General features: G+C 33.1%; 2 protein-coding genes. Both read left to right on the top strand.

Annotation, left to right across the window (positions count from 1 at the left end; all coding sequences use genetic code 11):
* The coding region (locus GO621_RS18625) for a hypothetical protein (protein ID WP_232335712.1) at positions 1–617 on the top strand (617 nt) is incomplete at its 5' end.
* Positions 618–862: 245 nt separating this feature from the next.
* On the top strand, positions 863–1,204 hold the full coding sequence (locus GO621_RS18620; RefSeq protein ID WP_157569802.1) for a DUF2185 domain-containing protein: 342 nt from the start codon (positions 863–865) through the stop codon (positions 1,202–1,204).
* The last annotated feature ends 166 nt before the right edge of the window (positions 1,205–1,370 follow it).

Genomic DNA, 1,370 nt, shown 5'->3' with positions numbered 1-1,370 from the left:
GTGTGCCATTTCCGAGCGAATCTGCTAACCGAAAAATGAAATATAAAATTCTCTATACAATAATTGCAACTTTGGCTTTAACAAGTTGCAAAAATCAAAGTTCACGTAACAACTTGTCTAATATTTCACTAAAGAGTAATAATATACATCATCATCCAAGCGATGTTTTACCTTTTCTGGACACGACAATTATCCTAAGAAGTATCAAGTATTCTCAACTTTCTAATAGAGATATTTCCGAAAAAGAAGCTAAAGAATTTCTTTATATGTATTTTAAGAGTAAAGGAGTAATAAATCGAAATGATTTGAAAGGTAAATTATCAAATGATGAAGAGAAAATTTGCGTTGAGTACGACACCATTTATAAAATTCATACAAATAAATTTTCAGGAGCTATAATTTCATATTGGTTAGGACCTGCTGAATTAAACGGTCATTGTTTTCAACCCAATAAAGCCATTATTATAGCTTCTAACAATAACTACAAGATTGCAGGCGAACAATTTATTCCAAATAGTTTTTCTATTGACAGTTGTTTAACATCGAATATTTACGGCTATGATTACGAATGCGGCGGTCGGGGGACTTTAAGACATTTCAAAGTTACGTTGGAATAATAAACGGCACACAACATTGGTTTGGCAAAAAACTGGCTGACGGAATAAACATCAACTTTTATTTCCCTATTTTGCTTCAGTTTCGGCTGACGGAACAAAATTTAGCTTACAAAAGAAGCATCAGCTTTTGAACATTAATTTAGCTTTGGTTTCGGCTGACGAGTTTCAAATTCCAGTTCTTCGCCAAGCCTTTTCCGTTAGCGGTAATTATGGAAACCACATCGCAAAGAAAAAACTTCTAATCAATGACGAAGAACTTTAAATTAAAAGCTGACGAAATTTTAGAAATTATTCCAAAGATGGGAAGTTGCATTGCTACAGACAAGATAACTATTGAGGGAATGAAAGTAAAATATATGTATAGAGAAGAGCCAGACGACAAAATCGATAGTGATAGTGGTTGGAGGTTTTTCTCAGGGACAGAAAATCAAAGTTATGTTGACAATCCAGACAATTTAATGTTTTACGACCTGAATACTATCGCAAATTATGATGACGCAATTATACAATATCTAAACAACCCAATCGGGACAGAATTAGAAAGAATCGAAGGAACGGACCGATTTCAAATAATAACAGAACAATAACTACCACTAACATTGGTTTGGCAAAAAACTGGCGGAAGGAAGTAATTAAACTTTTGTTTTACTAATCTGCTTCAGTTTTCAGCAGAAGAAATAAAATTTAGCTGATAAAAGAAGTATCAACATTTGAACATTAATTTAACTTTGGTTCGGGCTGACGAGTTTCAAC

Source organism: Mucilaginibacter arboris, assembly GCF_009754915.1.
GTDB classification, from domain to species: Bacteria; Bacteroidota; Bacteroidia; order Sphingobacteriales; family Sphingobacteriaceae; genus Mucilaginibacter_A; species Mucilaginibacter_A arboris.
This window is presented reverse-complemented; position numbering and strand designations above follow the sequence as displayed.

Coding starts and splice junctions, on each gene's coding strand:
- GO621_RS18620 (WP_157569802.1), top strand. CDS start 863: ATGACGAAGAACTTTAAATTAAAAGCTGACGAAATTTTAGAAATTATT.